We start from the raw sequence: 25,758 nt of genomic DNA, 5'->3' as shown, positions 1-25,758 counted from the left end.
TAAGTGTTTGGTAAGCGTAGCGGAACAGACACCGACCTTCGGGCCCCAAAGCCCGGCGCCGTGTCGCCAGAGCCTGTCCCGGCTCCGGCGCCGACGGTGTCGCGCGCGCCGCCCCCGCCGGTCGTCGCCTCGCCGCCGCTTGCCCCGGCGAGGCCTGCGCCGGCCATGGAAACCCGCCGCTCGGACAATTACTACGAGGTCAAGGCGACCATCTTCGGCGCGCTGATCGAGGCCATCGACCTCGCCCAGCTCGCCAAGCTCGACTCGGAGTCGGCCCGCGAGGAAATCCGCGACATCGTCAATGAGATCATCGCGATCAAGAACATCGTGATGTCGATCGCCGAGCAGGAAGAGCTGCTCGACGACATCTGCAACGACGTTCTGGGCTACGGTCCGCTCGAGCCGCTGCTGTCGCGCGACGACATCGCGGACATCATGGTCAACGGCGCCAACACCGTCTACATCGAGGTCGCCGGCAAGATCCAGCGCACGGGCATCCGCTTCCGCGACAACCAGCAACTCCTCAACATCTGTCAGCGCATCGTCAGCCAGGTCGGCCGGCGTGTCGACGAATCCTCGCCGATCTGCGACGCGCGTCTCGCCGACGGCTCCCGCGTCAACGCCATCGTGCCGCCGCTGTCGATCGACGGGCCCACACTCACCATCCGCAAATTCAAGAAGGACAAGCTGACGCTGGATCAGCTCGTCAAGTTCGGCGCAATCTCGCCGGAGGGTGCGGAAATCCTCCAGATCATCGGCCGCGTCCGCTGCAATGTGCTGATCTCCGGCGGTACCGGCTCGGGCAAGACCACTCTGCTCAACTGCCTGACCAATTATATCGAGCACGACGAGCGCGTCATCACATGCGAGGACGCGGCCGAGCTCCAGCTCCAGCAGCCCCATGTGGTGCGGCTGGAAACCCGCCCGCCCAACATCGAGGGCGAAGGCCAGGTCACCATGCGCGAGCTGGTGCGCAACTGCCTGCGTATGCGCCCCGAACGCATCATCGTCGGCGAAGTCCGCGGCCCCGAGGCGTTCGACCTGCTTCAGGCCATGAACACCGGCCACGACGGCTCGATGGGCACGCTGCACGCCAACAACCCGCGCGAGGCGCTGTCGCGCTGCGAATCCATGATCACGATGGGCGGCTTCTCGCTGCCGTCGCGGACCATCCGCGAGATGATCTGCGCCTCGATCGACGTCATCGTCCAGGCCGCGCGCCTGCGCGACGGTTCGCGCCGCATCACCCACATCACCGAGGTGATGGGCATGGAAGGCGACACCATCATCACCCAGGACATCTTCCTCTACGACATGGTCGGCGAGGACGCCAACGGCAAGATCATCGGGCGGCATCGCTCGACCGGCATCGGCCGTCCGAAGTTCTGGGAACGCGCTCGCTATTACGGCGAGGAGAAGCGCCTTGGCGCCGCGCTCGACGCGGCCGAAGTGGCGCAGCAGACGTGAGCAGGTCAGCGCCGCCATGAACATGCAGGTCCTCGCCCTCGCCTTCCTCGCCACCGCCGCTGTCGGCGGCATCGCCTGGGTCTTCCTCTATCCGTTGCTATCCGGGGAGCGGCAGGCGGAAAGCCGCCGCGCCTCGATCGCGCGCGCCGACGCGCCCATGGCCAAGCAGACCGAGAAGAGCCAGCGCTCGCGCCGTGAACAGGTCGAGACTTCGCTGAAGGATCTCGAGGCCCGACGTCAGCAGGAGAAGAGCGTTCCGCTCAGCGTCCGCCTGTCGCAGGCGGGGCTGGACTGGACGCCGCAGAAATTCTGGATCGCGTCCGCCGTCGTGGCGGGCGTGCTGTTCGCGATTGCCATGTTCGTCGGTGGCGGCCTGCTCGGCGCCGCCGGCCTCGCCTTCGCCGGCGGCTTCGGCCTGCCGCGCTGGGCACTCAGCTTCCTGAAGAAGCGCCGCGAAAACAAATTCCTGGCGGCGCTGCCCGACGCCGTCGACGTGATCGTCCGCGGCATCAAGGCGGGCCTGCCGCTGTTCGAATCGATCAAGGTGGTCGCCGCCGATTCGCCCGAGCCGCTGCGCAGCGAGTTCCTGGCCATCATCGAGACACAGGCGATCGGCATGCCGCTCGGCGAAGCCTGCTCGCGCCTCTACGATCGCATGCCGCTGCCGGAAGCGAATTTCTTCGGCATCGTGATCTCGATCCAGCAGAAGTCGGGCGGCAACCTCTCCGAAGCGCTGGGCAACCTCTCCAAGGTGCTGCGCGACCGCAAGAAGATGAGGGAAAAGATCCAGGCGATGTCGATGGAGGCCAAGGCCTCGGCCGGCATCATCGGCTCGCTGCCGCCGATCGTGATGTTCCTCGTCTATCTCACGACACCGCACTACATCTCCCTGCTGTGGACCCATCCTACCGGCCAGCTCATGCTGGTCGCCTGCGTCGTCTGGATGTCGATCGGCATCATGGTGATGAAGAAGATGATCAACTTCGATTTCTGACGGTGGCGTATGGTCGAATTTCTCGTTTCGAAACTGCATGACGTCCGCTTCATGACCATGCTGCTGGCGGCCATCGCCGCCAGCGCCACCGTCTATACGCTGGTGATGCCCCTGTTCGCAGGCGAGGGCCTCTCCAAGCGCATGAAGGCGGTGGCGAGCGAGCGCGAACGGATCCGGCAGCGCGAGCGCGAGCGCCTCAACAAGAGCGAGAAGGTCTCGCTGCGCCAGACGCCGAAGCAGCTCGTCTCCAAGGTCGTCGAGGATTTCAACCTCACCAAATGGCTCGCGCAGGAGGCGGCCCGCGACAAACTCATCATGGCCGGCTACCGCGGTCAGGCGCCGTACATCACCTTCCTGTTTGCGCGCATGGTCGCTCCGCTCACCCTGTTCGTGGGCTCGGTCCTGTACGTGTTCCTGATCGCGCATATGGACAAACCGACGCCGGTCAAGATCGGCATCTGCGTCGGCGCCGCCTATCTCGGGCTTCAGGCCCCGATGCTGTTCCTCAGGAACGCGATCTCCAAGCGCCAGCTCTCGATCAAGCGCGCCTTTCCCGACGCGCTCGACCTGTTGCTGATCTGCATCGAATCCGGCATGTCGGTCGAAATGGCGTTCCGGAAAGTCGCCACCGAGATCGTCGGCCAGTCGATCGCGCTGTCGGAAGAGTTCACGCTGACCACCGCCGAGCTGTCCTATTTGCAGGACCGCAAGGTCGCCTATGAGAACCTGGCGCGACGCACCGGGCTCGAGGGCGTCAAGTCGGTGTGTCTGGCGCTTCAGCAGGCGGAACGTTACGGCACTCCGCTCGGACATTCCCTGCGCGTCATGGCGCAGGAAAACCGCGACATGCGCATGAACGAGGCCGAGAAGAAGGCCGCCGCGCTGCCGCCGAAGCTGACGGTGCCGATGATCCTGTTCTTCCTGCCGGTGCTGTTCGTCGTCATTCTCGGGCCGACCGGCATCAAGATCTCCGAGATGCAATAACGCAAGACGTGGCCGCGCGCGGTTCGCGCGAGCGGCTTCAGGATGAGACGATCAGGTCGGATCAGTCGGGCCGGGTGAGCGCAGCGACCGGAGTCCGCTTCGGCGTACCGCGCGGGGCGTCGTTGCGGCTCAGCATTTCCTTCAGATAGGCGACATTGGCCGCGGCCTGTTCCGGCGGCAGGTCCGCCTTCACGATGGTTTCGGCTTCGGCAAAGCGGCCCTGGAGACCGACGACCAGGCCGAGATTCTGCCGCACCCGCGCGTTCGCGCGCGGCGAGGCGTGGGCCTGCCGCAACGCCTCTTCGGCCTTCGGCAGGTCCTTCGACAACATGTAGGACAGACCGACATTGGAGAGCACGCCGGGATCGCCCGGCGCGATCCTCAGCGCACTCGCATAGTAGGAGCGCGCCTCCTCGTGACGGCCCATCTGATCGAGCGCCGTGCCCTGCACCGAGAGCAGGCGCCAGTCCGGATTGTCGGGAGAATGCGCTTTCGACAGCACGTCGAAGGCCTGCTGGAAATTGCCGTTGTCGGCGAGTGCACGGCCGTACTGGGCGAGCAGCGGCTTGTTGCCGGGATTGGCGATGGTCGCCTGCTCGAGGACGGCGGCGGCCTGGGCGCGCTGGCCGTTGGCGCGCAAGGCCTGGCCATAGCCGAGCGCGGCCTCGGCATCCTTGGGATTGGCACGATAACGCTCGCCATAGACTTCGGCGGCGCGCGCGGGATCGCTGGGAGGGGCCTCCGCGCGCGACCCGATCGAGCCGGTGACGTCGGAGAGCTTTGACATTGCCGTGCAGCCGCCGAGGCTCATGGCCACCACCGCGACGAGCGAGGCAGATGCGAGAAGCCGGGCAGGACTGAACTGTTGACGCATGACGCTTTGACTCTCGCGCGGATGGATCGAGCCGAACGCGCCAGCAATAGACTGTTAACCCTAATGGCCGGTTAACGCCGGGGTGCCTCCTCACGGCGGCGTCTGCGGCGGCACCTCTCCGCCGAGACCTAGGTCGAGGCCGAGCGCCTTCACCTGCTCGTTCAGGTCCCGCAGCAATTGCAGCCTTTCCTGCGCCTGCGCCTCGACGTCGACGTCCGTGCGCGGCATCCCGGGCCATTCGCGCCGGAGGTCGTCGCGATTGACCAGACGCTTCGCCCGGAGCTCGTCAAGCCGAAGCGGATCGATGCCGAGCACGCCGGCGGATTGCCCGATCAGCCGGCACAGCAGCACGGTCACCGCGGCAACCGCATCGGCCTCATGCTTGCGCCCGAACCTCGAGAACTTGCCGTCGAGATCGGCCCAGGCATGGGAGGTGACGAGATAGGCGTGGAGCGCATTCGCCCAGTCCGGCTCGCCGCATGCATAGAATGCGCGGCGCATCAGGAGCCGGCGCGCCAATGCGGCGACCTGATCCCGCTTCAGCGTCGCGATTGAAGCGATCTCGATTGCCGACTGGACGGCCGGGTCGCGGGAATAATCCCGCCGTGCCGGCAACCAGATGATGCCGCCCGGCAGATTCGAGTCGAGCAGGCGGAAGCCGCCATCGTTGCGCGGCCGCGAATAGCGCGCGATTGCAAATCCATGTTCGGAGTTGCCTGCATCGGACATTGGACCGAAATGGACGATGTTGAAGCCGGCATCGTCGCCGCCCTGCCCGGTCGAGGACGGACAGGACAGCACGTAGATCGTGCGCCAGAACGCTTCATCGCCCCTGCTCCGCGTCGCACGCGGATCCGGAATCGAGTAGCGGGTCAGCCCCTCGACATGCCGGTGACCGTGCAGGACCAGATCGACGTTGAGCGAGGTGGCCGCTTCGAGGAAGGTCGCGGGCGCGGCGAGATACATCAGCGGTTCATCGGGGGTGCCGAGAAAGCGCTTTCCTTCGCCGGTCGCCTGCGGCAGCGGATGATGGTGCAGCGCCAGCACCCGCACGAGGTTGTCTGCCGGCTCGGCGTAATCGGCGCGTCCAGCCGATCCAAGGCTGCCCGCAAGCTCGACGCTCAGCCGGGCGGAATCCGCAACCATGGCGTGGTAGATGCCTTGGTCGATATTGCCGTTCGCAAGCATCGTGAGGCTGGCGCGGTTGGAATCCAGCAGCACCAGATCGAGGCCGGCCCGGCGGTAATAGACGCTCTTCGAGGTCCGCGGCAGATGCAGGTAGTCATAGACGTCGTGGCGGCCCGCGCGCTGGCTCGGACGCTTGGCGTCGTGATTGCCGGCAATCGCCTGGATGTCGGTGAACACACGGCTCCGCCGCAAGGACGCGATGACGGCGAGCGCTTCGTCGAGCGCGCGCGGCGTCGGGTCGTCCACGAGATCGCCTGTGATCAGCAGGATGCGATCGGGAACGTCCGCGAAGGCCGCCATCCTCTCGCGCAGAGCGGCGCTCAGTGTCTCGATCGCCGCAAGCAGCCGCCCTGACCCGTCCAGATGCAGGTCGGAAATCTGCGCAATAACGAACGATCTATCCATGTTGCGCCGCTCGTTGCGGATGCTGCGCCGCCCAATACGATGAGAGAAATGCCTTCGACGAACGGGTTCAGGCCGGTCTCGGCCCGGGCAAGGACGAACCCCGGGGCAAGTATCAACCGCGTGCCACTGCGTTCCTGCACTCGATGCATGCAGAGCCGAGCGTCGCAATCTAAAATATTCGCCGATAATGCCACAACCACAGCGCTAGTAAAGCCCTGCGGCCGTGCGCGCGTGAACGGCAGTTCTCAGCATGGATGGGTACGAGATCTGCCCGTCGCCGGTTTCGTTTCACCGGATCAATATTCGATGGCAAGCCGCTTGCGGATTTCGTCGACGCGCTTGTCGAGCGCATCGAAGCGCGCGTGTACGGAGCGGTCGTGGAGATAGAAGACGTAGCCGCCGGCAAGAAACGCGAAGATCCAATGATGATGCTCGACATAGCTGAAGATCGCCTCGACGGCCTGGCCGATGAATGTGACCATGCTCCACACGACGTCCATTGCATTTCCTCCCGGCAGGCTTCGCCTTCGGCCGCCGGCGATCCGTTTGCATCTGGCGGCCGTTGCCGGAACCTAGCATGGGCCCCGTGCTGCGAGTAGCGGCTCGCTCAACGGTGACAGCAAAGCCGATTGCGGCCACGGCAAAACTCTGCGAAGTCTCCTTCATCCGCATAACCAGCCTGATCTGACGACCCGGACCCGCCAATGCCTTCTGTCTTCGAGACGTCCCCGACCGCCATCCCGATCACCTTCGTCACCAAGTCGAGCTGGGATCAGGTCGCCGAGACGCTGCCGCCGGCGCAACGCCAGTTCGCAACGGCGAGCGCCTTCACCGCCAAGCCGAGCGGCTATCTCGCCCTGCCCGCCCCCGACGGTGCGATCGCGCAGGTGCTGTTCGGCCTCGAGGACGAGGGCGCAATATCCCGCGACCTGTTCCGGCCGGGCGCCCTGCCCGGCCTGCTGCCGCCGGGCACCTATCGCTTTGCCAATGCACCGCACGATGTGCGGCTCGCCGCACTCGCCTTCGCGCTCGGCAGCTACCGCTTCGCCCGCTACCGCAAGGCTGATAGACCCGATGTCCGTCTGGTGCCGCCTGACGGCGTCGATGCGATCGAGATCAGCCGCATGGCGGATGCCGCGATGCTGGCGCGCGACCTCATCAACACGCCGTCCAACGACATGGGGCCGGAGGAGCTCGCTGCAGCCGCGCAGGAGCTCGCCGGCGAATTCGGCGCGAGCTTTGCCTGCATCATCGGCGAGGATCTGAGGACAGATTTTCCGCTGATCCACGCCGTCGGCATGGCCTCGGACCGCGCGCCGCGGCTGATCGACATCGGCTGGGGCGATCCCGCCCATCCCAAGGTGACGCTGGTCGGCAAGGGCGTGTGCTTCGACACCGGCGGGCTCGACCTGAAGCCGTCGAGCGGCATGCTGATCATGAAGAAGGACATGGGTGGCGCGGCCAACGTTCTGGCGCTCGCGCGCATGGTGATGGACGCGAAGCTGAAGGTCCGGCTGCGCGTGCTGATTCCGGCGGTCGAGAATGCGGTCGCTGGCAATGCCTTCCGCCCGCTCGACATTTTTACATCGCGCAAGGGCATCACGGTCGAGATCGGCAACACGGACGCCGAAGGCCGGCTCGTGCTCGCCGATGCACTGGCGCTCGCCGACGAGGAGAAGCCCGACCTGCTGATCGATCTCGGCACGCTGACGGGAGCTGCACGCGTCGCGCTGGGGCCGGATTTACCGCCCTTTTACACCAATGATGAGACGCTTGCCGCCGACGTCGCGCGCTGCGCCGTCAAGGAGAACGATCCGTTGTGGCGCATGCCGCTGTGGCCGCCCTACGATGCGTGGCTGGACTCCAAGACCGCCACCATCACCAACGCACCGTCGGGCGGCTTTGCCGGCTCGATTACCTGTGCGCTGTTCCTGCAACGCTTCGTCGAGCAGGCCAAGAGCTGGCTGCATGTCGACATCTATGGCTGGACGCCGTCGGCGAAGCCGGCGCGCCCCGAAGGCGGCGAGTGCCAGGCCGCGCGCGCCATCTACACATTGCTGAGCGAGCGCTATGCATGATCCAGGACACGATCCAAGGCTGACACCGGCGCGGGCCGACCTCGCCGCCAAATATCTCGAAGGCAAGGTGCAGGCGGAGCGCTTCGTCACCGGCGAGGAATTCGAGGTGACGGAGGCAATTGCAGCGGTGCGCGAGCAGCCGTCCTCGGGCGCGATGCTGATGACGGAGGCGCTGCGCGGCGAGCGCGTCACGGTCTACGATCGCAATGGCGAGGGCTGGGCCTGGGGCCAGCTTGGCGGTGACGGCTATGTCGGCTGGCTTCCCGATGCGGCGCTGATGAGGCCGACGGCCGCCCCGACGCACAAGGTCAGCGCGCTCAGGACGTTTGCGTTCCCCGGCCCCTCGATCAAGCTGCCGCCAGCCGGCACGCTCGTGATGGGATCGAAGCTGGCGGTGGCCCGCGAGGACGGCAGCTTCGCGGTGACGCGTGACGGAGCCTATGTGCCGAAGGCGCATCTCGCCGCGCTCGATCATCGCGAGCCGGACTTCGTCGCAGTCGCCGAACGCTTCGTCGGCACGCCCTATCTCTGGGGCGGCAAGAGCAGCCTCGGCATCGACTGCTCGGGCCTCGTGCAGGTCTCGCTGACGGCGGCCGGCACCGGCTGCCCGCGCGACAGCGACATGCAGCAGACCGGGCTTGGACGCGGCCTGGAGGCGCATGAACGAAGCAGCTTGCTGCGCGGCGATCTGATCTTCTGGAAGGGCCATGTCGCGATCGTCCGCGACGGCGGCACCATGGTTCACGCCAACGCGCATCATATGGCGACGGTGATCGAGCCGATCGAACCGGCGATTGCGCGGATCAAGCAGGCCGGCAGCGAGGTCGTCGCGATCAAGCGGCTCTGATTATTGCAGTCATTCCGGGGCACGCGCATCGCGGGTGAACTATGATGTGCAATTGCACATCTGAGAATCTCGCCCCACAATCTCTGGATTCCGGGTTCGCGCTTCGCGCGCCGCCCCGGAATGACGAGATCAAGTCGCCACCGATCCATTCCCAGCCGTCTCCAGCCGGAACGCCGCCGCGAACAGTGCGCGCGTGTAGTCGCTCTTGGGGTTCTTGAACAGCTCGGCCGCCTGCCCCTCCTCGACCACCTTGCCGCCGCGCATCACGATGAGATGGCTGGCGAGCGAGGCGACGACGCGCAAATCGTGCGAGATGAACATGTAGGTGAGATCGCGCTTGCGCTGAAGTTCGCGCAACAGATCGACCATCTGCGCCTGGAACAGCATGTCGAGCGCGCTGGTCGGCTCGTCCAGCACGACGAAATCCGGTTCCAGCACCACCGCGCGCGCGATGCTGATGCGCTGGCGCTGGCCGCCGGAGAACTCATGCGGGTAGCGGTAGCGGGTGTCGGGCTTCAGCCCGACGTCCTCGAGCGCCTTGACGACGCGCGCCTCTCGCTCATCGCGCGACAGTTTCGGCTGATGCACGGAGAGGCCTTCGGCGATGATGTCGGCGACCGACATGCGCGGACTGAGCGAGCCGAACGGATCCTGGAACACGATCTGCATGTCGCGCCGAAACGGCCGCATCTCCTTGAAGCGCAGGCCCTGGATGTCTTTCCCCAGGAACACGATGCGCCCGTTCGAGGAGATCAGCCGCAGCAGCGCCAGCCCCAGCGTGGTCTTGCCCGAGCCGGATTCGCCGACAACGCCGAGCGTCTCGCCCTTGCGCACGGCGAGGCTGACGCCGTCGACCGCCTTGATGTGGCCGACCGTCTTGCGCATCAAGCCACGCTTGATCGGAAACCACACTTTCAGGTCGTCGGCCGACATCACCACCGGCGCATCCGGCTGCGGCGGCGCGGGATCCGGCTTCGGCTCGGCCGCGAGCAGGTCGCGCGTATAGGGGTGCTTCGGCGTCTTGAACACCTGCTCGACCGGTCCCTGCTCGACGATCTCGCCGCTCTTCATGACGCAGACGTGGTCGGCGATGCGGCGCACGATGCCGAGATCATGGGTGATGAAGAGCAGGCTCATGCCGAGCCGCGCGCGGATCTCTGCGAGCAGCGCCAGGATCTGCGCCTGCACGGTGACGTCGAGCGCCGTGGTCGGCTCGTCCGCGATCAGCAGATCGGGCTCGTTGGCGAGCGCCATCGCGATCATCACGCGCTGACGCTGGCCTCCGGAGAGCTGGTGCGGATAGCTGTTGAGCCGCGTCTCCGGATCGGGGATGCCGACCTGGGTCAGCAGCTCCAGCGTCCGCTTGCGCGCCAGTGCGTTGCTGGTCGGATTGTGCAGCTGGATGATTTCGCCGATCTGCGCCTCGATCGTGTGCAGCGGGTTGAGCGAGGTCATCGGCTCCTGGAAGATGATGGAGATGTCGCTGCCGCGGACCTCCCGCATCTGCTGCTCGGACTGGTCGATCAGCTCCTGTCCCTTGAAGCGGATGCTTCCCGAGGGGTGCGAGGCGTTCGGATAGGGCAGCAGCTTCAGGATCGAGAGCGCGCTGACGGACTTGCCGGAGCCGGATTCGCCGACCAGCGCCAGGCATTCGCCGCGCTTGATCTGGAACGAGACCTTGTCGACCGCGAGTGTCGTGGCACCACCCTGGTGGAAGGCCACCGAAAGGTCGCGTACGGCAAGCAGGGGCTGGTTGATCGCGTCCATTGACCTACCTGAACGTCTTGCGCGGATCGAAGGCGTCGCGCACGGCTTCGCCGATGAAGATCAACAGCGACAGCATGATCGCGACCGAGAAGAAGCCGGAGAAACCGAGCCACGGCGCCTGCACGTTGGACTTGGCCTGCGACAGCAACTCGCCGAGCGAGGGTGAGCCGGGCGGCAGGCCGAAGCCAAGGAAGTCGAGTGCTGTCAACGTCATCACCGACGAGGAGACGATGAACGGCAGGAACGTCATGGTCGCGACCATCGCGTTCGGCAGCAGGTGGCGGAACATGATGACCGGGTTGGAGACGCCGAGCGCCCGCGCGGCCTGGATGTATTCGAAGTTGCGCCCGCGCAGGAACTCGGCCCGCACGAGACCGACCAGCGAGACCCAGGAGAACAGCAGCAGGATGCCGAGCAGCACGAAGAAGCCGGGCACGAGGACCGAGGACAGGATCAAGAGAAGGTAGAGCGACGGAATTGCCGTCCATATCTCGATGAAGCGCTGGAAGATGAGATCGACCCGGCCGCCGAAATAGCCCTGCACCGCCCCCGCTGCGATGCCGATGACGGATGAGATGATCGTGAGGCAGAGGCCGAACAGCACCGAGATGCGGAAGCCATAGATCAGCCGCGCCACCACGTCGCGCCCCTGATCGTCCGTACCCAGCCAGTTGTATTCGAGGTCGCGGCAGCTCTTCAGCCCCTTCTTCTCGACGACAAGCTTGCACTGCGCTTCCGTCAGCATCCAGGTCGGCGGCGATGGCGCCGGCGTCGGCAAGTCGAGATTGTGGGTGTCGTAGGAATAGCGGATCAGGGGCCAGACGATGGCGCCGCCCTTGTCCTTGATGAGCTTCTGCAAGTAGGGGTCGCGGTAGTCGGCCGCCGTCTCGAAATCGCCGCCGAAGGTGGTTTCCGAATAGGTCACGAAGGCAGGCCAATAGAGACGGCCGTCGAATTTGACCAGGAAAGGCCGATCGTTGGCGATCAGCTCGGCGAACAGCGAGACCACGAACAGGGCGATGAATATCCAGAACGACCAGTAGCCGCGGCGGTTGGCCTTGAAATTCTGCCATCGCCGCCTGTTCAGCGGCGAAGGGGCGAACGGCTTGCCCGTGATCGGAACGACCTCGCCCAGCGGAGACTGGGTCGTGGTTTCGATCGGCGTCGGCGCGATAACCGTCATCAGACCTCCCGCGCCTCGAAATCGATCCGGGGGTCGATCCACATATAGGTCAGGTCGGAGATCAGGTTGATCACGAGGCCGACCAACGAAAAGATGTAGAGCGTGCCGAACACCACGGGATAGTCGCGGTTGAGCACACTCTCGAAGCTGAGCAGCCCGAGCCCGTCCAGCGAGAAGATGGTCTCGATCAGAAGCGAGCCCGAAAAGAAGGCGTGGATGAAGGTCCCGGGGAACCCGGCGATCACGATCAGCATCGCATTGCGGAAGACGTGGCCGTAAAGCACCCGGCCCTCGCTGCAGCCCTTGGCGCGCGCGGTCATGACGTATTGCTTGCGAATCTCGTCCAGGAACGAATTCTTGGTCAGGAACGTCATGGTGGTGAACGCGCCGAGCCCCATGGCGATCAGCGGCAACGTCAGATGCCAGAAATAATCGAGGATCTTCCAGTACCAGGGAAACTGCGACCAGCCGTCCGAGGTCAATCCGCGCAGCGGGAACCAGTTGAAGAACGAGCCGCCGGCAAACAGGATGATGAGGAGGATTGCGAACAGAAAGCCTGGAATGGCATAGCCCAGCACGAGAATGGTCGACGTCCAGGTGTCAAACCGCGTGCCGTCCTTGACGGCCTTACGGATGCCGAGCGGGATCGAGATCAGATAGGTGATCAGCGTCAGCCAGATGCCGAGCGAGATCGAGACCGGCAGCTTCTCCTTGATCAGCTGTATCACACTGACGTCGCGAAAATAGCTCTTGCCGAAATCGAAGCGGGCGAAATTCCACACCATCAGTGCGAAGCGTTCCGGTGCCGGCTTGTCGAAGCCGAATTGCGCCTCCAGCTTCTTGATGAAATCAGGATCGAGCCCCTGCGCGCCGCGATATTTCGAGTTGATGGCGTCGCCACCGGCGCCGACCTGCCCCGGGGCACGCTGCGCAAAGTCGCTACCGCCCGAAATGCGCGAAGTGCCGCCGGTATCGGCGCCGGAGAGTTGCGCAATCACGCGCTCGACCGGACCACCAGGCGCGAACTGCACGACGACGAAGGAGACGAAGAGGATCCCGAGCAATGTCGGGATCATCAGGAGGATGCGGCGGGCGATATACGCGCTCATGACTATTTCGCCTGCTCGAGCTTGGCCGCCTTGGCGGGTTCATGCCACCAAATGTCGGGCGCGCCGACGCCGTTGGCATAACGTGGCAGCTTCTGCGGATGACCGAATTGATCCCAATAAGCGAGCCGGTGCGTCTTGTTGTACCATTGCGGCACCCAATAGCGGCCGGCGCGGAACAGGCGATCGAAGGCGCGGCAGGCGATCGTCAGGTCCTCGCGGTTGTCGGCCGCCATGATCTTCTCGATCATGGCGTCGATGGCCGGGCTGGCAACGCCGGCGAGATTGTACGAACCCTTGGTCGCGGCGACCTGCGAAGAAAAGAATGCGCGCATGGCATCGCCCGGCGTCGCCGACATGCTGAAGCGCTGGATCGTCATGTCGAAGTCGAAATCCTCCTGGCGCGCCTTGTGTTGCACGGCATCGACGAGGCGCACGCTCGCTTCGATGCCGAGCGTGCCCAGGTTCTTGATGTAGGGCGCATGGTGCGGCTGGAAGGAGGGCTCGTCCAGCAGGAACTCGATCCTGAAGACGTCGCCGTTCGGCAGCACCCGTTTGCCGTCCTTGATCGGCACGCCGGCCTCGCTCAGCAGTTGCTGCGCCTTGCGCAACAGGCTTCGATCCTGCCCGGAGCCGTCCGAGACCGGCGGCGTGAACGGTGCGGCGAACACCTCATCGGGAACCTGACCGCGGAACGGCTCCAGCAGCTTCAGCTCTTCCGGCGAAGGCGCGCTGTCGCCCGCCATGAGATCGGAGTTCTGGAACGGCGACACCGTACGGGCATAGGCGCCGTACATGATGGTCTTGTTGGTCCACTCGAAGTCGAAGGCATTGATCAGGGCCTCGCGCACGCGCGGGTCTTTGAACTTCTCGCGCCGCGTGTTGATGAACCAGCCCTGCGCGCCAGACGGCGTGTCGTCGGGTACGACTTCGAGCTTGACGCGATTGTCCTTCACGGCCGGAAAGTCGTAGCGCGTCGCCCAGATGCGGGAGGTGAACTCTTCGCGGTAAAGATAACTCTTGCCGGTAAAGCCCTCGAAGGCGACATCGCGGTCGCGATAGAACTCGTAGCGCACGACGTCGAAATTGTAGCTGCCGCGGCAGGGCGGCAGATCGGCCGCCCACCAGTCCTTCACCCGCTCGTACTCGATGTAACGATTGACCTCGAATTTCCCGACCTTGTAGGGACCCGAACCCAGCGGGATCTCCAGAGACGTTTCGTCGAACGGACGAGACGCATAGTAAGCCTTCGAGAAGATCGGCAGGCCCGCGACATAGAGCGGCACGTCGCGCGCGCGTCCCTTGGCGAAGGTGACGACGAGCGTCGCATCGTCGATCGCTTCCGCGCTGACCATGTCACGCATCTGCACGATGATCAGCGGATGGCCCTTGGTCTTCAGCGCCGTCAGCGAAAACGCCGCGTCGTGGGCGGTGAGCTTCGTGCCGTCGTGGAATTTCGCCTCGGGCCGCATCGTGAAGCGATAGACCAGCCTGTCCGGCGATATCCGCACGGACTTGGCAGCAAGCCCGTACATTGCGTCCGGCTCGTCGTTCGCGCGCACCATCAGCGGCACGAACGTCATGTCCATGCCTTGCGCGCCGTCGCCCTTCAGGATGAAGGCGTTGAGCGAGTTGAAGGTCTGGTAGGACTGGTTGTACGCCTTCACCGACGGAATGAGCGAGAACGTGCCGCCCTTGGGCGCGTCGAGGTTGACGTAGTCGAAATGGCGGAAGTCGGCGGGATATTTGAGATCGCCGAATGCCGAGATGCCGTGCGCCTCGGTCCCCGCCTCCGATGCGCGCGCGCCGCGTAACAGCGGCGCGCCAAGGGTCGCACCGAGGGCACCGCCGGCACCCAAAGCCAGCACATGGCGGCGAGACATCTGCGTCATGCGGGAAATGTCCTTCACGACTTCTTTGCGATCCGTGCCGCCTTGTCTGCGTCGTACCACCAGATGAACGGGAAGCCGGACTGACCGTATCTGGGCAATTCCGACGGCCGGCCGAAGCGGTCCCAGCGCGCGGTGCGCACCTTGGTATACGTCCACTGCGGCACGACGTAGTGATTCCACAGCAGCACGCGGTCGAGGGCCTTGGTCGCAGCGACGAGATCGTCGCGATCCCTCGCGTAGATCACCCGCTCGATCAGCTTGTCGATCGCCGGATTCTTGATGCCGGCAATGTTGCGTGAACCGGCGATGCCGGCCGTCTTGGACGACCAGAATTCGCGTTGCTCGTTGCCCGGCGACTGCGACTCGCCCCATGAGTTGGTGACGACGTCGAAATCCCAGTCGCGCGTCCTGTTCTCGTATTGCGTCGGATCGACTGTCCGCACGCTGACCGCGATGCCGAGCCGCTCCAGCGACGGCTTGTAGAACAGCGTGATCCGCTCAAAGCTCGGATCGGAATTCAGCAATTCCAGGGAGAACTGCGTGCCGGTCTTGACGTCGATCAGCTTGCGGTCGCGCACCTCATAGCCGGCCTCCTTGAACAGACGTAGCGCCTCACGCAGATTGTCGCGCACGGCTTCCGGACTGCCGCCGACCGGATTGGTGTAGGCCGTCGTAAAGACTTCGGGCGGCACTTCGGCGCGAACGGTCTCGAGGATTTCGAGCTCCTTCCCCTGCGGCAAGCCGGTCGCCATGAGCTCGTCGATACCGTCGAAATAGCTGCTGATGCGCTTGTATTGACCGTAGAAGATCTGCTTGTTCATCTCCTCGAAGTCGAACGCGTAGTTGAGCGCACGGCGAACGCGGGGATCGCTGAACTTGGCGCGGCGCAGGTTCGGCACGAAGGCCTGCATCACGCCCGAGCTGCGATTGGCGAACTCCTCGAGGATCACGCGCTTTTCGGTGACGGCCGGGAAGTCGTAGGCGGTCGCCCAGTTCTTGGCGCTGTTCTCCGTGCGCCAATCGACCTGGTCGGCCTTGAAGGCCTCGATCGCAACGGTGGCGTCGCGGAAATACTCGTAGCGCAGCTCGTCGAAATTGTTGCGACCCACATTGGCGGGCAGGTCGCGGCCCCAATAGTCCTTGACGCGCTCCAGCGCGATCGACCGTCCGGCAACGAATTCCTTGACCCTGTAGGGACCGCAACCAAGCGGCACTTCGAGCGTGGTGGCGGAAACATCGCGCTTGCGGCCCTGCGCGTCCGTTCCCTCCCACCAGTGCTTCGGCAGGACCGTGAGCTGCCCGACAATCTGCGGCAGCTCGCGGTTGCCGGGCGCGTCGAACACGAATTTCACCTCGCGCTCGCCGACCTTCTCGGCCTTCACCACATGACTGTAGTACGCCGAGTACATCGGGTGGTGCTTCTTGAAGGAATCGAGCGAGAAGATCACGTCATCCGCGGTGACCGGCTTGCCGTCATGCCATTTGGCTTGCGACCGCAAACGATAGGTAACGAACGAGAAATCGTCCGGGTGGCTGACGGCTTCGGCCAGCGCGCCATATTCGGTCGAGACTTCGTCGAGCGCCGGCGTCAGCAGGGATTCGTAGATGAATGCGACGGCGCCGGCGACCTGCCCCTTCACACCGGAGACGACGATGTTGAAATTGTCGAACGTGCCGACGGCGATCTGGCGCGCGACCCCGCCCTTGGGCGCTTCCGGATTGACGTAGTCGAAGCGCTTGAAGTCGGCGGGGTACTTGACCTTTCCGAACAGCGACAACGCATGGCGCCATGGGAGCGAACTTGAAGCCGCTTCTCCGGCCGATTGCGCCGCAGCCGTGCCGATGACGGGAATGCCCGCTACGGAACCGAGGGCGGGGAGCGCTGCGGCCGCAGTGCCGGTGAGCAGGAGATCGCGTCGGGTAATGGCCAAATCAACATTCCTGTCTTGAAGGAGGCTACTCCTTTAAGGTCCCAATATAGGCGAGGTTTCGACGGAATATGTTGCTTTTTCCTCATCTTGGGAGCCGGCCCCGCCATTCGCTGCGGCCAAACGCCCCGATAACGACCTCGCGAGGCCCGGATAAGGAAACGGCCAGGCTTTTCAGCCTGGCCGCATATTCCAAGACGGGTTTTTAAGGCCTTACTTCGACGCCGTCGGCAGCGGCTTGGGATGCTCCGACAGCGAGTTCAGATAGGCGATGACATCGGCGCGCTCGGAATCCTTCGGGATACCGGCGAAGCCCATCGCGGTGCCCGGGATGAAGCCCTTCGGATTGGCGATGAACTTGTTGAGGTCGTCGAACGTCCAGGTGCCGCCCTTGCCCTTCATGGCCGCCGAGAAGTTGAAGCCATTGCGGCCCTCGCCCCGTGCCTCGCCGACGACGCCATAGAGGTTCGGACCGACGCGATTCGGGCCGCCCTTCTCGAAGGTGTGGCAGGCGCCGCACTTCTTGGCGGCGGCAGCGCCCTTCTCGACGGAGGCGGTCTGGAGCAGCTTTTCAATGGGTTCGGAAGCCGCAGCGGCAGCGCCGCCTTCCTTGCCGTGGCCGGCGTCTTCCTTCACGGCGATCTCGAAGCCCGGCTTTTCCGGCATCTTGGGCGAGAACAGCGCACTCGCGGTGAAGCTCGTGACCAGCAGAATGAGACAGGTGCCGAGCACGGCACCGAGAATCTTATTGAGTTCGAAAGAGTCCATTTCCGGCCAGGCCCCACACCGCTGAGAAGGATTGAGCGGCCGGGCGGCCGCCAGGACGAGCCTCAGGAGAATCACACGTTCCTTGTCTTTCCCCCGAGTTTTGCCATTGAGATATCGGTTTGCCCGGGGTCTGGCAACCCGTATAAGCGAGCCGGCTTTGAACCCGTCCCCACCCATTTCTCGGCGCGGAAAACGCCCCGTTTCCAGGCTCTTGACCCGATGACCGATCCCCGCATCCTGGTGCTGATCCCGGCCCGCATGGCCGCTACCCGCCTGCCCGGCAAGCCGCTCGCCGATATCGCGGGCCTGCCGATGATCGTGCATGTGCTGCGCCGTGCGGAAGCCGCCGGCATTGGCCGGGTCGCGGTAGCCACCGACACAGACGAGATCGCCGCGGTCGTGACGGCCCATGGCGGCGAGGCCGTGATGACCCGCGCCACGCACCCCTCCGGCTCCGACCGTGTCCACGAGGCGATGCAGAAGCTCGATCCCGAAGGCAGGGCCGAGATCGTGATCAATCTCCAGGGCGACTTCCCGACGATCACGCCGCAGACCATCCGCGAGGTGCTGCCGCCCTTTGCCGACCCCGCGGTCGACATCGTGACCCTGGCCTCGCAGATCCACACCGAGGAGGAGGACCTCGCGCCGAGCGTCGTGAAGGCCGTCGGCTCGCCGATCGGGCCGCGGCGGATGCGGGCACTATATTTCACCCGCGCCACGGCCCCTTACGGCAACGGACCGCGTTACCACCACATCGGCCTTTACGCCTACCGCCGCGCTGCGCTGGAGCGGTTCGTGTCGCTGCCGCCTTCGCCCCTAGAGCTTCAGGAAAGCCTGGAACAGCTCCGGGCGGTAGAGGCCGGCATGCGCATCGACATCATGATCGTCGACAGCGTGCCCCGCGGCGTCGACACACCGCCCGATCTCGAAACCGCCCGCAGCATCCTTTCCAAATCCTGAGCCGCTGCTACAAGGCCGACCATGAGCAAGATGAAGATCGCATTCCAGGGCGAACCCGGAGCCAATTCCCACATCGCCATCGCCGAGGCCTATCCCGACGCCGAGCCGATGCCATGCGCCACCTTCGAGGACGCCCTGTCGGCGATCTCGTCGGGCGAGGCCGATCTCGGCATGATCCCGATCGAGAACTCGGTCGCCGGCCGCGTCGCCGACATCCATCACCTCCTGCCGGCCTCCGGCCTGTTCATCATCGGCGAATGGTTCTTGCCGGTTCGCCATCAGCTGATGGCGGTGAAGGGGACCAAGATCTCTGACATCAAGTCCGTCGAGAGCCATGTCCACGCGCTCGGCCAGTGCCGGCGCATCATCCGCAAGCTCGGCATCAAGCCGATCGTGCACGCCGACACCGCCGGCAGCGCCCGCGACATCTCCGAGCGCAAGGACAAGAGCGTCGCCGCGATCGCCTCGCGCCTGGCCGCAAAAATCTACGGCCTCGACATCCTCGCCGAGGACATCGAGGACGAGGCCCACAACACCACGCGCTTCGTGGTGCTGGCGCGCGAGCCGAAATGGGCGGCGCAGGGCTCGGGCTCGCTGGTCACCACCTTTGTATTCCGCGTGCGTAACCTTCCCGCCGCGCTCTACAAGGCGCTCGGCGGCTTTGCCACCAACGGCGTCAACATGACCAAGCTCGAGAGCTACATGGTCGACGGCAATTTCTTCGCCACGCAGTTTTACGCCGACGTCGACGGCCACCCTGAAGACAAGGGCCTCGCCTTCGCGATCGAGGAGCTGAAATTCTTCTCGCGCGAATTCCGCATCGTCGGCGTGTATCCCGGCCATCCGTTCCGGGCGACGTTCAGCGAGACACAGCAGGATTAGTGGTCGCCCCGGCCTAGTGCGCAATTGCGCACGGGGGCCGGGGCCCATAACCACCAGCCTCGGCTGGCGCGCACACTGTCCAGTTGCCCATCTTCGCCAAACGTCTGCCTCGGCGTATGGGTCCCGGCTTCGCCGGGACGACAAACTAAGCCGCCGCCTTCGCCAGCCCCAACGCCGCCGCCAGCAGCGAATACGACTTCTTCCGCGCCTCGTGGTCGTACACCGCCGTGATCACCATCAGCTCGTCCGGCTTGCTGGAATCGATCAGCGGCTGGAGCTTCTTCTGCACGGTCGCAGGGCTGCCGACGAACAGGCGCGAGCGGTTGCGGGTGATCGAGGTGCGCTCGGCGTCCGTATAGGGATAGGCCAGCGCCTCCTCGACGCTCGGCAGCGGAAGATATTGGCCGCGGTCGCGGCGCAGGCGATTGAGATCGAAGGATGTCGCGAGCTTTTCAGCTTCCTCGTCGGTCTCCGCCGCGATGACGGCGACGGCGAGGATCGCGTGCGGCGTGGCGCGCCAGGCCGAGGGCTGGAAACGGTTGCGGTAATGCACCATCGCATCGATCGCATCATGGGATGCGAAGTGGTGCGCGAAGGCGAAGCCCATGCCGACTTGCGCGGCCAGTTCCGACGAATAATCGCTGGAGCCGAGCAGCCAGATCGGCGGCAGCCTGGTGTCGTCGGGCATCGCGACGACGTTGTTGTAGGGATGGCCCGACGGGAATTCGCGGGTCTCCCACAGGATCAATTCGTGCAGCCGCTCCAGGAAATCGTCGCCCTCGCGGCGGTCGAGCCGGCTGCGCAGCGCGTAGGCGGTGGCGCCGTCGGTGCCGGGGGCGCGGCCGAGGCCGAGGTCGATGCGGCCGGGAAACAGCGCCTCCAGCATCTTGAAGCGTTCGGCCACCACCAGCGGGGCGTGGTTGGGCAGCATCACCCCGCCGGAGCCGACGCGGATGTGCTTCGTCACCGCCGCGATCTGCCCGATCATCACGTCGGGCGCCGGGCTCGCCACCGAGGCGAGGTTGTGATGCTCGGCGAGCCAATAGCGGACATAGCCGAGCCCATCGACATGGCGCGCCAGATCGATGCTGTTGCGCAGCGCCGCGGCGGGTTTTGTGCCTGTGGTGACGACGGAGAGGTCGAGGACTGAGAGCGGGATCATGGCGCGTTAACGTAGTGGAGCGCCGCGCGGCGGCAATGGGCAGACAGCGCAGGTCTGGCGTGTGCGAGCCGATGCGCCCCGCCGAACGAGACGTTGGGATAGGCCGCACCGCAGTGACCACAGATTCATCCTGCCCATCGCGATGGCTAACCATCAGATTACCGCATGACGACATATCTTATTGATATTACGTAATTTATCGAATACACGAATTTCCCACAATTTATCCTGAAAGTACAAAAATTCAACACTTCCACGGTCAAGTGGGCGACTTCCCATCCCCGATGGGCTGTCGGGTGCGGCCGCTTTGGCTTATCTTGGCTATTCCCAATCTAGACCTGACCGCAGGCTGCGAAGACCTGGAGTGAGTGGCGCCATGACTGATCTGACGAAGCCTGCGACAGCCGACGGGCAAGACGGGCACCTGAAGCGGCCTGCGATCTCCTTCGAGTTCTTTCCGCCCAAGACCGAGGAGATGGAGCGCAATCTCTGGGAGACCATCAACCGGCTCGCCCCGCTCGACCCGAAATTCGTCTCGGTGACCTATGGCGCCGGCGGCTCGACCCGCGAGCGCACCCATTCGACCATCGCGCGCATCCTCAAGGAGACCGCACTGCTGCCGGCGGCGCACCTGACCTGCGTCGGCGCCTCGCGCGGCGAGATCGACGAGATCGTCGACCGCTACCACGAGGTCGGCGTCCGTCACATCGTCGGCCTGCGCGGCGATCCGCCCGGCGGCATCGGCACGCCCTATTCCAGCCATCCCGACGGCTACCAGAGCTCCGCCGACCTCGTCGCTGGCATCAAGAAGCGGCACGGCGACATCGAAGTGTCGGTGTCCGCCTATCCCGAGAAGCACCCTGAAGCGCGCGATTTCGATGCCGACATCGACACGCTGAAGGCCAAGGTCGATGCCGGCGCAACCCGCGCCATCACACAGGTGTTCTTCGATAACGACCTCTACTTCCGCTATCTCGACCGCGTGCGTGCCCGCGGCATCAATATTCCGATCGTGCCGGGCATCATGCCCATGCACAATTTCAAGCAGGCGAGAGCCTTCGTCACGCGCGCCGGCACCTCCGTGCCGGACTGGCTCGCCGAAAAATTCGACGGCCTCGATGACGACGCCGAGACCCGCAAGCTGGTGGCGGCCACCGTCGCCGCCGGCCAGGTGCAGAAGCTGGCGAAGCGCGGCGTCGACACCTTCCATTTCTACACCATGAACCGCGCCGATCTCGTGTTCGCGATCAGCCATTTGCTCGGCATCCGCGCCAAGAGCGCGCAGAAGGCGGCGTAAGACAATGACCGTACCCACCTCTCCGAAGCGAACTGCTCTGCTCAAAGCCGCCCGTGAGCGCATCCTGGTGCTCGACGGCGCCATGGGCACGATGATCCAGAACCTCCAGTTCGACGAGGCCGCGTTCCGCGGCGAGCGCTTCAAGAACTTCCATCGCGACCTGCGCGGCAACAACGACCTGTTGATCCTGACCCAGCCGCAGGCGATCGAGGACATCCACGCCGCATACTTGCGCGCAGGCGCCGACATCGTCGCGACCAACACCTTCTCCTCGACCTCGATCGCGCAGGCCGATTACGACCTCACCGGCATCGTCTACGAGATGGCGCGCGAAGGCGCCCGCCTCGCCGGCAATGCCGCACGGCGCGTCGAAGCCGAGGATGGCAAGCCGCGCTTCGTCGCCGGCGCCATCGGCCCCACCAACCGCACCGCCTCGATCTCGCCCGACGTTTCCAACCCCGGCTACCGCGCCGTCACCTTCGACGATCTGCGCAAATCCTATGGCGAGCAGATCCGCGGCATGCTCGACGGTGGCGTCGACCTGCTGCTGGTCGAGACTATCTTCGACACGCTGAACGCCAAGGCGGCGCTTTACGCGATCGCCGAGATCACCGAAGAGCGCGGCATCGACATGCCGGTGATGGTGTCGGGTACCATCACCGACAAGTCCGGCCGCCTGCTCTCCGGGCAGATGCCGGAAGCGTTCTGGAATTCGGTGCGGCATGCCAAGCCCATCACCATCGGATTCAACTGCGCGCTCGGCGCCGAAGACCTGCGCGCCCATATCGCCGACATCGGCCGCGTCGCCGACACGCTGGTCTGCGCGTATCCCAATGCCGGCCTGCCCAACGAATTCGGCCAGTATGACGAGACCCCGGAATACATGGCCCGCCTGGTCGGCGAGTTCGCGCGCGATGGCCTCGTCAACATCGTCGGCGGCTGCTGCGGCACCACGCCGGATCATATTGCCGCAATCGCCGCGGCGGTTGCCCCGCACAAGCCGCGCATCGTGCCGGAGATCGAACCGCGCTTGAGGCTCTCCGGCCTCGAGCCCTTCATTTTGACCGACGCCATTCCCTTCGTGAACGTCGGCGAGCGCACCAACGTCACCGGCTCTGCCCGCTTCCGCAAGCTGATCACCGCCGGCGATTACACCGCCGCGCTGCAGGTCGCGCGCGACCAGGTCGAGAACGGCGCGCAGATCATCGACGTCAACATGGACGAGGGCCTGCTCGACTCCGAAGCGGCGATGGTGACGTTCCTCAATCTCGTCGCCGCCGAGCCCGACATCGCCCGCGTCCCCGTGATGGTCGACAGCTCGAAATTCTCGGTGATCGAGGCCGGCCTGAAATGCGTGCAGGGCAAGCCGGTCGTCAATTCGATCTCGATGAAGGAGGGCGAGGAGAAGTTCATTCACGAGGCCAAGATCGCGCGGCGCCATGGCGCGGCTGTCGTGGTCATGGCCTTCGACGAGGTCGGCCAGGCCGATACGTTCGCGCGCAAGACCGAGATCTGCAAGCGCGCCTACGACATCCTGGTGAACCGCGTCGGCTTCCCGCCCGAGGACATCATCTTCGATCCGAACATCTTCGCGATTGCGACCGGCATCGAGGAGCACAACAATTACGGCGTCGACTTCATCGAGGCGACGCGCTGGATCCGCCAGAACCTGCCGGGCGCCCACATTTCTGGTGGCGTGTCCAACCTCTCGTTCTCTTTTCGCGGCAACGAGCCGGTGCGCGAGGCCATGCACTCGGTGTTCCTGTATCACGCCATCAAGGCCGGCATGGACATGGGCATCGTCAATGCCGGGCAGATGATCGTCTATGACGACATCGATGCTGAACTGCGCCAGGTGTGCGAGGACGTCATCCTCAATCGCGATCCGGGCGCATCGGAGCGGCTGCTGGCGCTTGCGGAAAAATTCCGCGGCAACAAGACCCAGACCAAGGAAGCCGACCTCGCCTGGCGCGAATGGCCGGTGGCGAAGCGGCTGTCGCATTCGCTGGTGCACGGCATCACCGAGTTCATCGAAGTGGACACCGAGGAGGCCCGCAAGGCGTCGTCGCGCCCGCTCGACGTGATCGAGGGACCGCTGATGGCCGGCATGAACGTCGTCGGCGACCTCTTCGGCGACGGCAAGATGTTCCTGCCGCAGGTGGTGAAGTCCGCCCGCGTGATGAAGCAGGCGGTCGCCTGGCTGATGCCGTTCATGGAGGAAGAGAAGGCGCGCAACCTTGCCAATGGCATCGGCACCGAAGGCTCCTCTTCCGCCGGCAAGATCGTGCTCGCGACCGTCAAGGGCGACGTCCACGACATCGGCAAGAACATCGTCGGCATCGTGCTCCAGTGCAACAATTTCGAGGTCATCGACCTCGGCGTGATGGTGCCGGCGGCCAAGATCGTCGAGACCGTGAAGGCGGAGAAGGCCGACATCGTCGGCCTGTCCGGCCTGATCACGCCGTCGCTCGACGAGATGGCGTTCTTCGCCGGCGAATTGCAGCGTGAGGGCCTCAAGCTGCCGCTGCTGATCGGCGGCGCCACCACGAGCCGCGTGCATACGGCGGTCAAGATCGACCCGAGCTACCGCGCCGGTCCCGTCGTGCACGTCAACGATGCCAGCCGCGCCGTCGGCGTCGCCTCCGCGCTGCTCTCGCCGGAGAAGCGCGTGGCTTATGCCGCCGAGGTGCGGGCCGAATACGCCAAGATCTCCGACGCGCATCTGCGCGCGCAGGCGGACAAGAAGCGGCTGAAGCTGGCAGACGCCCGCAAGAACCGCGTGCCGGTCGACTTCACATCGAACAAGCCGGTGAAGCCGACCTTCCTCGGTACCAGGAGCTTCGACGCATACGACCTCGCCGAGCTCGTGCCCTATATCGACTGGACGCCGTTCTTCCAGACCTGGGAGCTCGCCGGCCGCTTCCCCGCGATCCTCCACGACGCCAAGGTCGGCGAGGTCGCGCGCTCGCTCTATGACGACGCGCGCAAGATGCTCGACCTGATCGTCAAGGAGAAATGGTTCCGGGCGCGCGCCACCGTCGGCTTCTGGCCGGCGAATGCGGTAGGCGACGATATCGTGCTTTATGCCGACGAGAGCCGGACCAAGAGCATCGCGACGCTGCACACGCTACGCCAGCAGCTCGAGAAGCGCGAGGGCCGTTTCAACGCGGCACTCGCCGACTTCGTCGCTCCTGTCGGCACCGGCGTGCCCGATTATGTCGGCGGCTTCGTCGTCACGGCCGGCATCGGCGAGGATGCCGTCGCCGACCGTTTCAAGATGGCGAACGACGACTACTCCTCGATCCTGTGCAAGGCGCTGGCCGACCGCCTCGCCGAAGCCTTCGCCGAGCGCATGCACGCCCGCGTGCGCCGCGAGTTCTGGGCCTACGCGCCGGACGAAGCACTCTCCTGCGACGATCTGATCCTCGAAAAGTACCAGGGCATCCGCCCCGCGCCCGGCTATCCCGCGCAGCCCGATCACACCGAGAAGGCGACGCTGTTCGAGCTGCTCGATGCCGAAGCCACCGCCGGCGTGAAGCTGACCGAGAGCTTTGCGATGTGGCCGGGCTCGAGCGTGTCCGGGCTCTATTTCGCCAGCCCCGAGAGCTATTATTTCGGCGTCGGCAAGATCGAGCGCGACCAGGTCGAGGATTATGCCGCGCGCAAGGGCATGACGGTCGCGGAGGCCGAGCGCTGGCTCGCGCCGGTGCTGAACTACATCCCGGCGCGAGAGGGGACCGACAAGGCCTTCGCGGCGACGCCGGCGAACGACGAGACGTCAAAGGATCTCGCCTCGCATCCGCCGGGCTGCACCTGCGCGGTGCACCTCGTCTGGCAGAAGAAGCGCGCGGGGGCGGGGTAGGCGCGCCCCCAAAGCAAATATGAGAAAACAACCCCATGCACAGTAGAAGTGGGGTTGAAAGGCTTGAGGAATTTCGGTTCCACCGAACGACTTGCGGCGTCGGGCAAAACACCT

Annotated in this window: 19 protein-coding genes; 9 read left to right on the top strand and 10 right to left on the bottom strand. The window is 64.8% G+C overall.

Annotated elements, in window-relative coordinates; all coding sequences use genetic code 11:
- The first annotated feature begins 3 nt into the window (after positions 1 to 3).
- Genes XI08_RS42295 through XI08_RS42285 form a run of 3 tightly spaced genes read left to right on the top strand, consistent with a single transcriptional unit; the run spans position 4 to position 3,445 of the window.
- Positions 4 to 1,467, top strand: coding sequence for a CpaF family protein (locus XI08_RS42295; RefSeq protein WP_271578969.1), 1,464 nt, complete (start codon positions 4 to 6; stop codon positions 1,465 to 1,467).
- Between the two features lie 16 nt (positions 1,468 to 1,483).
- Complete coding sequence (locus XI08_RS42290; RefSeq protein ID WP_271579122.1) at positions 1,484 to 2,461, top strand: type II secretion system F family protein; 978 nt, start codon at positions 1,484 to 1,486, stop codon at positions 2,459 to 2,461.
- A gap of 9 nt (positions 2,462 to 2,470) precedes the next feature.
- Positions 2,471 to 3,445 (top strand): type II secretion system F family protein, encoded by a 975-nt coding sequence (locus tag XI08_RS42285; protein ID WP_027544261.1) that lies wholly within the window; start codon positions 2,471 to 2,473, stop codon positions 3,443 to 3,445.
- A gap of 61 nt (positions 3,446 to 3,506) precedes the next feature.
- Here XI08_RS42285 and XI08_RS42280 read toward each other — a convergent pair whose 3' ends face one another.
- From XI08_RS42280 to XI08_RS42270, 3 genes are all read right to left on the bottom strand, one after another.
- Positions 3,507 to 4,319 carry a tetratricopeptide repeat protein gene (locus tag XI08_RS42280; RefSeq protein ID WP_271578968.1) on the bottom strand — a complete coding sequence of 271 codons (813 nt, stop codon included), beginning with the start codon at positions 4,317 to 4,319 and terminating at the stop codon, positions 3,507 to 3,509.
- Positions 4,320 to 4,409: 90 nt separating this feature from the next.
- Positions 4,410 to 5,912: a metallophosphoesterase family protein gene (locus XI08_RS42275; protein WP_271578967.1), complete on the bottom strand. Its 1,503-nt coding sequence runs from the start codon at positions 5,910 to 5,912 to the stop codon at positions 4,410 to 4,412.
- A gap of 296 nt (positions 5,913 to 6,208) precedes the next feature.
- Positions 6,209 to 6,412, bottom strand: coding sequence for a hypothetical protein (locus tag XI08_RS42270; RefSeq protein ID WP_027544264.1), 204 nt, complete (start codon positions 6,410 to 6,412; stop codon positions 6,209 to 6,211).
- 204 nt (positions 6,413 to 6,616) lie between these two features.
- Here XI08_RS42270 and XI08_RS42265 point away from each other — a divergent pair, with 204 nt between their 5' ends.
- Positions 6,617 to 7,990, top strand: coding sequence for a leucyl aminopeptidase family protein (locus tag XI08_RS42265; RefSeq protein WP_271578966.1), 1,374 nt, complete (start codon positions 6,617 to 6,619; stop codon positions 7,988 to 7,990).
- Entirely contained in the window at positions 7,983 to 8,837 is an 855-nt protein-coding gene (locus tag XI08_RS42260; RefSeq protein ID WP_271578965.1) for a C40 family peptidase, read from the top strand. The genes XI08_RS42265 and XI08_RS42260 overlap by 8 nt, the downstream gene beginning before the upstream one ends.
- Positions 8,838 to 8,966: 129 nt before the next feature.
- Here the strand turns inward: XI08_RS42260 and XI08_RS42255 are convergent, their stop codons facing one another.
- From XI08_RS42255 to XI08_RS42230, 6 genes are all read right to left on the bottom strand, one after another.
- Complete coding sequence (locus XI08_RS42255; RefSeq protein ID WP_271578964.1) at positions 8,967 to 10,604, bottom strand: ABC transporter ATP-binding protein; 1,638 nt, start codon at positions 10,602 to 10,604, stop codon at positions 8,967 to 8,969.
- A gap of 4 nt (positions 10,605 to 10,608) precedes the next feature.
- Positions 10,609 to 11,787, bottom strand: coding sequence for an ABC transporter permease (locus XI08_RS42250; protein ID WP_027544268.1), 1,179 nt, complete (start codon positions 11,785 to 11,787; stop codon positions 10,609 to 10,611).
- Positions 11,787 to 12,896, bottom strand: coding sequence for a microcin C ABC transporter permease YejB (locus tag XI08_RS42245; RefSeq protein WP_092186685.1), 1,110 nt, complete (start codon positions 12,894 to 12,896; stop codon positions 11,787 to 11,789). Before XI08_RS42245 ends, XI08_RS42250 begins: the two co-directional genes overlap by 1 nt.
- Positions 12,897 to 12,898: 2 nt before the next feature.
- Complete coding sequence (locus XI08_RS42240) at positions 12,899 to 14,785, bottom strand: extracellular solute-binding protein (protein ID WP_271578963.1); 1,887 nt, start codon at positions 14,783 to 14,785, stop codon at positions 12,899 to 12,901.
- 14 nt (positions 14,786 to 14,799) lie between these two features.
- Entirely contained in the window at positions 14,800 to 16,716 is a 1,917-nt protein-coding gene (locus XI08_RS42235; protein WP_271578962.1) for an extracellular solute-binding protein, read from the bottom strand.
- 210 nt (positions 16,717 to 16,926) lie between these two features.
- Positions 16,927 to 17,481 carry a c-type cytochrome gene (locus XI08_RS42230; RefSeq protein WP_027544272.1) on the bottom strand — a complete coding sequence of 185 codons (555 nt, stop codon included), beginning with the start codon at positions 17,479 to 17,481 and terminating at the stop codon, positions 16,927 to 16,929.
- 219 nt (positions 17,482 to 17,700) lie between these two features.
- Here XI08_RS42230 and XI08_RS42225 point away from each other — a divergent pair, with 219 nt between their 5' ends.
- A complete protein-coding gene (locus tag XI08_RS42225) occupies positions 17,701 to 18,441 on the top strand; it encodes a 3-deoxy-manno-octulosonate cytidylyltransferase (protein WP_271578961.1) in 741 nt (246 codons plus the stop codon).
- Positions 18,442 to 18,462: 21 nt separating this feature from the next.
- Positions 18,463 to 19,323, top strand: coding sequence for a prephenate dehydratase (locus XI08_RS42220; RefSeq protein ID WP_271578960.1), 861 nt, complete (start codon positions 18,463 to 18,465; stop codon positions 19,321 to 19,323).
- Positions 19,324 to 19,468: 145 nt separating this feature from the next.
- Here the strand turns inward: XI08_RS42220 and XI08_RS42215 are convergent, their stop codons facing one another.
- Positions 19,469 to 20,485: an LLM class flavin-dependent oxidoreductase gene (locus XI08_RS42215; RefSeq protein ID WP_271578959.1), complete on the bottom strand. Its 1,017-nt coding sequence runs from the start codon at positions 20,483 to 20,485 to the stop codon at positions 19,469 to 19,471.
- Between the two features lie 376 nt (positions 20,486 to 20,861).
- Between XI08_RS42215 and metF the strand changes: the two genes are divergently transcribed.
- Both metF and metH read left to right on the top strand, forming a co-directional pair.
- Positions 20,862 to 21,782 carry a methylenetetrahydrofolate reductase [NAD(P)H] gene (gene metF / locus XI08_RS42210; RefSeq protein WP_271578958.1) on the top strand — a complete coding sequence of 307 codons (921 nt, stop codon included), beginning with the start codon at positions 20,862 to 20,864 and terminating at the stop codon, positions 21,780 to 21,782.
- A gap of 4 nt (positions 21,783 to 21,786) precedes the next feature.
- Positions 21,787 to 25,644 (top strand): methionine synthase, encoded by a 3,858-nt coding sequence (gene metH / locus XI08_RS42205; protein ID WP_271578957.1) that lies wholly within the window; start codon positions 21,787 to 21,789, stop codon positions 25,642 to 25,644.
- Positions 25,645 to 25,758 lie beyond the last annotated feature (114 nt).

This window comes from Bradyrhizobium sp. CCBAU 11361, assembly GCF_028128935.1.
In the GTDB taxonomy this organism is placed as follows: Bacteria; Pseudomonadota; Alphaproteobacteria; order Rhizobiales; family Xanthobacteraceae; genus Bradyrhizobium; species Bradyrhizobium niftali.
This window is presented reverse-complemented; position numbering and strand designations above follow the sequence as displayed.

Excerpts from the sequence above, each read along its gene's own strand:
- XI08_RS42220 (WP_271578960.1), top strand. The coding sequence starts at position 18,463 with ATGAGCAAGATGAAGATCGCATTCCAGGGCGAACCCGGAGCCAATTCC.
- XI08_RS42290 (WP_271579122.1), top strand. The coding sequence starts at position 1,484 with ATGAACATGCAGGTCCTCGCCCTCGCCTTCCTCGCCACCGCCGCTGTC.
- metF (WP_271578958.1), top strand. The coding sequence starts at position 20,862 with ATGACTGATCTGACGAAGCCTGCGACAGCCGACGGGCAAGACGGGCAC.
- XI08_RS42255 (WP_271578964.1), bottom strand. The coding sequence starts at position 10,604 with ATGGACGCGATCAACCAGCCCCTGCTTGCCGTACGCGACCTTTCGGTG.
- XI08_RS42275 (WP_271578967.1), bottom strand. The coding sequence starts at position 5,912 with ATGGATAGATCGTTCGTTATTGCGCAGATTTCCGACCTGCATCTGGAC.
- XI08_RS42215 (WP_271578959.1), bottom strand. The coding sequence starts at position 20,485 with ATGATCCCGCTCTCAGTCCTCGACCTCTCCGTCGTCACCACAGGCACA.
- XI08_RS42245 (WP_092186685.1), bottom strand. The coding sequence starts at position 12,896 with ATGAGCGCGTATATCGCCCGCCGCATCCTCCTGATGATCCCGACATTG.
- metH (WP_271578957.1), top strand. The coding sequence starts at position 21,787 with ATGACCGTACCCACCTCTCCGAAGCGAACTGCTCTGCTCAAAGCCGCC.
- XI08_RS42250 (WP_027544268.1), bottom strand. The coding sequence starts at position 11,787 with ATGACGGTTATCGCGCCGACGCCGATCGAAACCACGACCCAGTCTCCG.
- XI08_RS42280 (WP_271578968.1), bottom strand. The coding sequence starts at position 4,319 with ATGCGTCAACAGTTCAGTCCTGCCCGGCTTCTCGCATCTGCCTCGCTC.
- XI08_RS42230 (WP_027544272.1), bottom strand. The coding sequence starts at position 17,481 with ATGGACTCTTTCGAACTCAATAAGATTCTCGGTGCCGTGCTCGGCACC.
- XI08_RS42285 (WP_027544261.1), top strand. The coding sequence starts at position 2,471 with ATGGTCGAATTTCTCGTTTCGAAACTGCATGACGTCCGCTTCATGACC.
- XI08_RS42265 (WP_271578966.1), top strand. The coding sequence starts at position 6,617 with ATGCCTTCTGTCTTCGAGACGTCCCCGACCGCCATCCCGATCACCTTC.
- XI08_RS42240 (WP_271578963.1), bottom strand. The coding sequence starts at position 14,785 with ATGACGCAGATGTCTCGCCGCCATGTGCTGGCTTTGGGTGCCGGCGGT.
- XI08_RS42225 (WP_271578961.1), top strand. The coding sequence starts at position 17,701 with ATGACCGATCCCCGCATCCTGGTGCTGATCCCGGCCCGCATGGCCGCT.
- XI08_RS42260 (WP_271578965.1), top strand. The coding sequence starts at position 7,983 with ATGCATGATCCAGGACACGATCCAAGGCTGACACCGGCGCGGGCCGAC.
- XI08_RS42270 (WP_027544264.1), bottom strand. The coding sequence starts at position 6,412 with ATGGACGTCGTGTGGAGCATGGTCACATTCATCGGCCAGGCCGTCGAG.